The organism is Lysinibacillus sp. NPDC097195, assembly GCF_044762075.1.
Classification (GTDB): domain Bacteria; phylum Bacillota; class Bacilli; order Bacillales_A; family Planococcaceae; genus Lysinibacillus.
Window position 1 is genome coordinate 106,681 of the sequence record NZ_JBIWDP010000007.1, and the last position, 9,111, is coordinate 115,791.

Here is a 9,111-nt window from a genome sequence, read left to right on the forward strand (position 1 = left end):
ATAAAGTATAATATATGCAAGGTTTTCAACAAATAGACATAGTTTTTTAAAATATTTTCACTGTATTTGTAGTGTTAACGCTCCTTTTTAAAGAAAATAGTGATTTACTATTATATAGGTATTAACTTCGTGTAGTAGGGATACTTCGCTAAATTTTATCTTCATATTGAAAATGATATGGTCTAATTGAAAATCACTTTTTTACAATATCTCCTTATATTTTCCAACCCTTGCGATATCGATTGGGTGTTGTTCCTATTAGGCGTTTAAATAATTTACTAAAATAATTAGGGTCCTCAAAGCCATTCAACAATGCGATTTCACTAACAGCAAAATCTGTTTCGATTAACATTTTGCTTGAACTTTGAATGCGAACCTGTTGTAAATAACGTTTTAATGGCTGTCCTTGCTTCTTGGAAAATATCGTACTTAAATAATTCGGGCTAATTCCTAATTTATGGGCGATAAAGGGTAAGGATAACTCACTGTTGTGATAGTGATGATCGATTATTTCTAACGCTAATTCAACATAGTCTGCTTTTTTCTCAATGCGCGCCTCGCGAGCCAAGTCAATAAGTCTTTGGGTGAATAAAATAATGCCATTGAGAATGGTATAGAGTATCGGGTGCTCAATAATTAAATGAAAAAGCTGTCGGTAGTTCTGTTCAATAGCCGCTTTCTCATGCAGTTTATATTTCAGCATAAAGCGACGGATTTGCGCCAAGACACTTGTTAGATGTATACGTAAATCATCTTGCTCGTAATAAATACCTCCATTTGATAAGCGATATAAGAACGCTTTAACTGCCTCAACATTACCTTCCTCTAAGCTTTTAATAAGTAGTTGCTGCTCTTCTGGTGTGAGTAAAGGGTCTAGAGACTGTGTTTGATATTGTTTAGTCGCATAAAAAATATGACCAAAGCCTTCATAGAAACTTTGAAGAAGAGCACGCTTTGTAATAGCAAACATTTCTTTTAAGGTCGTAGGGGGGCCATCATAAATACTGATATTCAACCCACCACTATTTGTTATTTGCCATTCTTTTAATAATGTACGAATATCTTTTTCAATAATTTTTAAATCGCTTGTTTGAAATAAGCAGATGATTGTATCTGCTAATGGATAAATGCTCGTTTGATAAAAAATAGGTGTTTGTTGGAGCCATATGTACAGTTTATTTAATGACTCAGCATGCTCCGGTTCAAACATCGTAAATTGGATTTCAGCCGCTGAATTGGTTGTGCTTTCTAAAAATAATTGATAGTAAAAAGATTCGTCTTTTGCCTCATTGCTAGCTTTTTGTAGTGCAGGTGTGTGCAGTGAAATAGTTGAGAGCTTTTGCTTCAACACTTCTAAATCAATGGGTTTTACAAAGAGATGTGCCACCTGTAAATCAATTGCCTTTAATGCATTTTTAAATAATGGCTCTGTCGTAATCGCCAGTATTTTACCTGCATACTTTTGTAAAAGTCCGTACAGAGCTGTTAAGCGATTACTAGGCAGTAAATCAATATTTAATAAAATGACTTCTGGTGTAAAGCGTTGGATGCTCTGAGCAGCTTCGGAAATAGTGGTACACATCTCAATGGATAAATCTCCTGGGAAGTACGTATGTAAAAACCAGCGAATACCTGAAAGTTCAGTGTGATCTCGATCTATTAAGAGTAGTCGCATGCAATCAGCCTTTCTGAAAATATTCTAGTTTCGTAGAAAAATACGATTATATTATTAAAAATAACATAAAAAACTGAAATAATTCCTGTTTTCTCTTTTAAAATTCTATATTTTCTGAAAAAGGTAGTTTGTACAATGGATATAGAGAAATTCTATTTTTTCACACTGTACTTTACATAAGCTGTTAGGAATAGGGGGATATCGTATGCAAAAAATCATTGAACTTGATGGCAATACGTTAACGAGACAACAAATTGAACAAATCGTGAGAGGTCAGGCAACGGTTGCACTATCTGCTGAAAGTACGGAACGTGTTCAATTGAGTAGAGAACGAATTGAAAAACGCTTAGCTGAGGGGCAAGTAATCTATGGTGTTAATACAGGGTTTGGCAAGCTCAGTCACATACAAATTGAAGAATCGGATATTGAGTTATTACAGTTAAATTTACTGCGCTCAGATGCAACGGGTGTTGGCGAGCCGTTCCCGACGGATGTTGTGCGGGCGATGATGATTTTACGTGCTAACGCTTTAGCGCGTGGCTTTTCAGGCATTCGGCAAGAAACGTTGCAATTATTACTAGAATGCATTAATAAAGGTGTCCATCCGATCGTACCGTCGCAAGGTTCAGTTGGTGCCAGCGGCGATTTAGCGCCATTATCACATTTAGCATTAGTGCTAGTAGGTGAAGGGAAAGCTGAGTTCAACGGGGAGCTTATGGCGGGGAATGTCGCGTTGCAAAAAGCGGGCTTAACACCTGTAAGACTACAAGCGAAGGAAGGTTTAGCACTTGTAAATGGTACACAAGCAATGACGGGAATTGGTGCTTTAACATTGAATGAGGCAGAGCGTATTGGGCTTGCCGCAGATATGGCAGCGAGTCTGTCGTTAGAAGCCTTAAAGGGTATTACCAATGCATTTGATGCAGCCTTACTAGCTGTACGACCACATCCAGAATTAGAGCTTGTAGGTGGCCGTATTCGGAAGTGGCTTGACGGCAGTAAGCGCGTCACAAAGCAAGGAGAAGTCCGCATGCAGGATGCATATTCATTGCGCTGTATTCCACAAGTTCATGGCGCATCATGGCAGTCATTTTTCTATGCCGAGCAACGTGTACAAGTTGAAATGAATGCGACAACAGACAATCCAATTGTTTTAGAAAATGGAGAAGTTGTATCCGGCGGGCATTTCCATGGCCAGCCAATTGCATTAGCGATGGACTTTTTAAAAGTTGGGGTAAGTGAATGGGCAAATATTTCGGAACGACGCACGGAGCGCATGGTTAATCCGCAACTTAATGACGGTTTACCACCATTTTTAGCGACAAATCCTGGCATTGAATGTGGCCTAATGATTGCACAATATACGGCGGCCTCAATTGTTTCTGAAAATAAAGTACTAGCACATCCTTCGAGTGTCGATTCTATTCCAACATCGGGGAATCAAGAAGACCATGTCAGTATGGGAACAACATCTGCTCGACAAGTACGACAAATTGTTCACAATGCCGCACGGGTGATTGCGATAGAAATGATTTGTGCTTCACAAGCGATTCACTTAGACAAGGCAGAAGCGCAATTATCGCCAACAACAAAAAAGTATTTAGAAAAAGTGCGTGAGTTTTGCCCGCCTTTATTAGCAGATCAACCTATAGGGGATGAAATTGAAGCGTTAGCGAAGTACTTATTGGCAAGTGATGATTTAGTAGAGTTAACGAAATAAACGCAAAGGGGATGGCATTATGAAAACACCAACAACAATTCGTGCACCGAGAGGAACTGCACTTTCTTGTAAAGGATGGACACAGGAAGCAGCAATGCGCATGTTAATGAATAATTTAGACCCTGAAGTAGCGGAAAATCCTGATGAGTTAATTGTTTATGGGGGAATAGGGAAAGCAGCGCGGAATTGGCAAAGCTACGAGCAGATTATAGCTTCGTTAAAACAGTTAGAGAATGATGAAACACTTCTTATTCAATCAGGAAAGCCTGTAGCAGTCTTCCGTACACATGAGCATGCACCGCGTATTTTAATTGCTAACTCAAATTTAGTACCTGCATGGTCGAATTGGGAGCATTTCTATGAGCTAGAGGACCGCGATTTAATGATGTACGGTCAGATGACGGCGGGTAGTTGGATTTATATTGGTGCACAAGGCATTTTACAAGGGACGTATTTATCGTTTGTTGAGGCTGGTAAGAAAGTGTTCGGTAGTGCTGATTTGCGCGGAAAATTTATTCTTACTGGTGGTATGGGTGGCATGAGTGGTGCACAACCTTTAGCTGGCAAAATGGCAGGCGCAGTTATTTTAGTCGTTGAGGTGGAACGCGCCCGCATTGAACGCAAAATAAAAGAGGGTTACTGTGATTATCTTGTTGAGACAGTGGATGAAGCAATTGCTTTAGTTAATCAACTACGTGATCAACGTGAGCCTGCGTCTATCGGTCTTGTTGGTAACTGTGCGGATATTAATCGAGAGTTGCTGAATCGGGGCATCATTCCAGATTTCGTAACAGATCAAACATCGGCGCATGACCCGATTAATGGCTATGTGCCGAACGGAATGACATTTGAAGAGGCACTAGAATTACGCAAAAATGATGTGAAAACATATGAGCAAAAGGCAAAAGAAACGATGGCAGAGCATGTTCGTACGATGCTGGAATTTCAACAGGCAGGTGCCGAAGTGTTTGATTACGGTAATAACATTCGGGCATATGCGAAAGAGATGGGTGTGACAAATGCTTTCGACTTCCCGGGCTTTGTCCCAGCCTATATCCGTCCATTGTTCTGTGAGGGCAAAGGGCCATTCCGTTGGGCTGCGCTTTCTGGGAACCCAGAAGATATTTATAAAACAGATGCATTAGCGAAAGAGATGTTTGCAGAGGATGAAGGACTTGTCAATTGGATTGATATGGCGCAAAAAATGGTGAAATGGCAAGGGCTACCTGCACGTATTTGTTGGTTAGGCTATGGCGATCGTCATCGCTTTGCACTAAAGGTCAATGAAATGGTAGCAAATGGAGAGTTATCGGCACCAATCGTCTTTGGTCGAGATCATTTAGACTCTGGCTCGGTTGCATCGCCGAATCGGGAAACAGAAGGAATGTTAGATGGTTCAGATGCTGTATCAGATTGGCCGATTTTAAATGCACTGATCAATACGGCCGGTGGTGCTAGCTGGGTAAGTGTTCACCATGGCGGCGGTGTAGGGATGGGCTTTTCTCAGCATGCTGGTCAAGTGTTAGTAGCGGATGGTACAGCGCTAGCTGCCGAGAAGATTGCGCGCGTTTTAATTTCAGACCCAGGGATGGGCATTGTGCGCCATGCTGATGCAGGCTATGAAATTGCAATTAATACTGCCAAGAACAAGGGTGTCCATATGCCAATGTTGAAGGATGATGCGAAGTGACCATTTTAATTAAAAATGCCAATGAAGTGATTACGTTGAAAAATGCAGTGCCAGGGCCTCGGATAAAGGAACAGATGCGTGACATTGCAGTAATAGAACAAGGCAGTGTGTTAATAGAAGGAGAACGTATAGTTGCTGTTGGAACGTATGAGCAATTAGCGCAAGAGTTCCCTAGCTTAGTTGATGTAGCAAAAGTCATTGATGCCTCAGGTAAGATTGTAATGCCTGGGCTAGTGGACTGTCATACACATTTAGTGCACGGTGGAACGCGCGAGCAAGAATTTAATATGCGACTGAACGGTTCCACTTATATGGAGATTATGAATGCAGGTGGCGGTATTCATGCTACAACAGAGCGAACGCGAGAAACGAGTTTTGATGCGTTATATGAAAAAACGATGCAGCATTTAAATGTTTTTTTAAAGCATGGCGTGACGACTGTTGAAGCAAAATCAGGCTATGGTCTAGATTGGGAAACAGAAAAGAAACAACTAGAGGTAGCCAAAAAGCTACAAGACACACATGCTGTAGACGTCATTAGTACTTTTATGGGCGCGCATGCAGTACCGCGTGATTATAAAGGGCGTGAAGATGAATTTGTCGATGTTGTCATTCGTGAGATGCTGCCCAATGTTGCGGAACTTAAGCTTGCGGAATTTAATGATGTGTTTTGTGAAAAAGGCGTATTCACTCCAGCGCAATCTAGACGTATTTTAGAGGCGGGCAAAGCACTTGGGCTAACGCCAAAAATTCATGCTGATGAAATAGAGCCTTATAAGGGAGCGGAATTAGCTGCTGAAGTAGGGGCTATTTCCGCAGAACACTTGTTAGTAGCCTCGGATGAAGGTATTCAAAATATGGCTAAAGCTGGGACGATTGCGGTGTTGTTACCTGGCACAGCCTTCTTCTTGCGTGCGCCTTTTGCGAGAGGGCGTTTAATGATTGATGAAGGTGTACCCGTTGCAATCTCAACAGACTTTAATCCAGGTTCGTCGCCAACAATGAGTTTACCGTTTATTATGAATTTAGCTTGTATGCATATGGGTTTGACATTGGAAGAAGTATTAACAGCTACGACGATTAATGCAGCATATGCACTTAACAGAGGTCATGAAATTGGTTCGCTTGAAGCGGGTAAAAAAGCGGACATTATTCTTTTAGATGTTGCGAATTATAAGCAATTACAATATTTTTACGGCATGAACCATACGCATACAGTTATTAAAAATGGTCGCGTAGTAGTTCGGGATAGTATTCTTTTGTAACTATCAAGGTGGATTCTGCTGTTCAATTACCTTAATGTGTTTGCCATTGCGGAATATTGACAAATTAAATATTACAGATTAAGCATAAATAGGGAGAAATCCGTTATTTATGCTTTTTTTCGTATAGAATATAGTTGTGATTATAGTTAGAAAGGAATGTTGAACGTGCAACTGACATTAACATTTCTTATTTTAGGAATGACGATTTTTGCATTTATGACAAATCGAGTGCGTGCGGATTTTGTTGCCATTGTGTCACTCCTCGCATTTGTTATTACGGATATTTTAACGCCTGCGGAAGCTTTAGCTGGCTTTTCTAACTCGGTTGTGCTCATGATTGCTGGACTTTTTGTTGTAGGTGCCGGTATTTTGCGTACGGGTTTAGCGGCAATGGCTGGGCAACTCTTATTAAAATGGTCGGGGAATAGTGAACTGAAGTTATTTGTATTATTGCTCATTATTGTTGGCTCTGTCGGTGCTTTTATGAGTAATACTGGAACAGTTGCCTTGATGATGCCGATTGTTGTTAGTATTGCAATTAATATGAAGGAAAGCCCTTCAAAGTTTTTATTACCTCTTTCTTATGTCGCAAGCTTATCGGGATTAATGACATTAATTGCTTCACCACCAAACTTAATTGTTAGTCAGTTGTTGGTTGAGCGTGGCTATCCGAAACTGGGCTTTTTTGAGGTGACACCTATTGGTATCGTTGGCATGATTGCCGGTATTTTATATTTGGTGCTTGTGCGCAATATATTGCTGCCACATGATAAAAATAAAACCCAAACCTCGACTGGGTATAAACTGTCACCCAAAAAAATTGTTAAGCAATATGACTTAAACAATCGACTCTTTAAAATGTTCGTGCCGGAAGATTCATCGATTATTGGCACATCACTAGCTGAATTAAAGCTCCCTGCGAAATACGCCCTCTGTATGATGAAAATTCAGCGTAAATCACAGGACGGTATTAACTTACTGCCTATGACATATCAAGAAATGGCGGGGCCAACCAGTGTCATTCACGCTTTGGATGAACTTTATGTACAAGGAGAGGAAGAGAATATTGCTTGCTTGGCAGCGGATTATGGCTTAGTAATGCAGGAATTGACAGAGAATGAGGCGGATGAATTAGTAACAAAGCATCTCGGCATTGCGGAAGTTCTATTGACACCAAATTCTAGTTTTATTAATGAAACAGTAAGCTCACTTGGATTCCGTGAAAAGTACAATCTTAATATTATTGGTATTAACTATAGAGGTAGCTATAAATTAAAGGATATGGTCACACATAAGCTGAAATTTGGAGATGCTATTTTAGTACAAGGGGCTTGGGATGAAATATTAGTGCTTGCCAAAGAGACGCAGGATGTTGTGGTGGTTGGTCAGCCAAAGGAGCATGCCAGTGTTGCTGCAGCAACAGGAAAGGCTGGTATTGCTGGTGCGATCATGTTGTTGATGATTGGATTAATGGCTTTTGAGGTATTCCCGGCTGTTATTTCAGTAATGATAGGAGCTGTATTGATGCTCTTGACTGGTTGTTTGCGGAATATGGAAGATGCCTATAACAATATGAATTTTGAAAGTATTGTACTCGTGGCAGCGATGCTCCCGATGGCAACAGCGTTAGAGAAAACAGGTGGCATGGTTATTTTATCGAATGGCATTATTGATGTGCTCGGTAGCTATGGCCCTTATGGAGTGTTGATAGGGATATATGTGTTAACCGTCATTTTTGGCCAATTTATTAGTAATACGGCAACTGCTGTACTGTTTGCGCCTATTGCTATGAATGCGGCAATTGCTATGGATGCAAATCCTACAACCTTTATGATTGGAGTAGCTGTAGCAGCAAGTATGGCGTTTGCCACACCGATTGCCTCACCAACGAATGCATTAGTAATGACAGCAGGTGGCTATAAATTTATGGATTTTGTAAAAATTGGTGTACCGCTACAAATTGTTATGTTTATTGTGATGATGATAGCAGTTCCATTTTTCTTTCCGTTTTAAAAACGTTTTATGTCCATAAAGCTTTAAAAGATAGTACCTTTCCGCTATGGGGTTAAGCTACAGCGGAAAGGTACTAGTAAATGATTATAGACGAGGGAAACCGTGAATAGTAAGTGAGAAAATATAGAGAGTTGTTATTTTGTAAGAATCTATTATCGACTGTATGGAGAATGTATACGTGAAATTATCTGGTAGACGCAATTTTATTCAACATGAAATAAAATTGCTAAATAGCAAAATCACACAGACATATATATAGGAAGTTTTTCGTGTTAGTAGTCTAAAACAATCATATTTTTATAGCTTGCTAGCAAATTTATTATTATAAAATGATATTTTTTATAGAAAAACACTTGCGTAGTCTGTAGAAACATGATAAATTATTACTTGTCGCTAAGACGATGCAACATGAAGTACTAAATTATAATAATAACATCACAAAAAAAGTGTTGACATCAACACCTTGAAGTGATAAGATATAAAAGTTGTCGCTTTAAAAAAGAAGAAAAAACTTTAAAAAAAGTTCTTGACAACGAAAAATGAAAATGTTATTATATAAAAGTCGCTGAAAACAAAAAGGTGACGAAATGAACCTTGAAAACTGAACAAGCAAAACGTAATCAATATAGTTTCTGAGCTAACTTCGGTTAGTGATGAAACAAAAATTTTGGACATCAAAATTGATGCCAGCAAAACAATTTGAGCTAATCAAATTTCTTTTATGGAGAGTTTGATCCTGGCTCAGGAC

At 39.7% G+C, this 9,111-nt stretch carries 5 protein-coding genes; 4 read left to right on the top strand and 1 reads right to left on the bottom strand.

Translation table 11 applies throughout. The annotated features are described in order from the left end of the window. Positions 1-214 precede the first annotated feature (214 nt). Complete coding sequence (locus tag ACIQXI_RS20505) at positions 215-1,675, bottom strand: helix-turn-helix domain-containing protein (RefSeq protein WP_402928176.1); 1,461 nt, start codon at positions 1,673-1,675, stop codon at positions 215-217. A 205-nt stretch (positions 1,676-1,880) separates the two neighbouring features. Between ACIQXI_RS20505 and hutH the strand changes: the two genes are divergently transcribed. The 4 genes from hutH to ACIQXI_RS20525 all read left to right on the top strand — a co-directional run bounded on the left by hutH (position 1,881) and on the right by ACIQXI_RS20525 (position 8,363). Beyond that, complete coding sequence (gene hutH / locus ACIQXI_RS20510; RefSeq protein ID WP_402928178.1) at positions 1,881-3,395, top strand: histidine ammonia-lyase; 1,515 nt, start codon at positions 1,881-1,883, stop codon at positions 3,393-3,395. Positions 3,396-3,411: 16 nt separating this feature from the next. Next, a complete protein-coding gene (hutU, locus tag ACIQXI_RS20515; protein WP_402928185.1) occupies positions 3,412-5,085 on the top strand; it encodes a urocanate hydratase in 1,674 nt (557 codons plus the stop codon). Then, on the top strand, positions 5,082-6,350 hold the full coding sequence (gene hutI, locus ACIQXI_RS20520) for an imidazolonepropionase (RefSeq protein WP_402928180.1): 1,269 nt from the start codon (positions 5,082-5,084) through the stop codon (positions 6,348-6,350). Before hutU ends, hutI begins: the two co-directional genes overlap by 4 nt. A gap of 159 nt (positions 6,351-6,509) precedes the next feature. Beyond that, entirely contained in the window at positions 6,510-8,363 is a 1,854-nt protein-coding gene (locus ACIQXI_RS20525; protein ID WP_402928182.1) for an SLC13 family permease, read from the top strand. Positions 8,364-9,111: the final 748 nt, after the last annotated feature.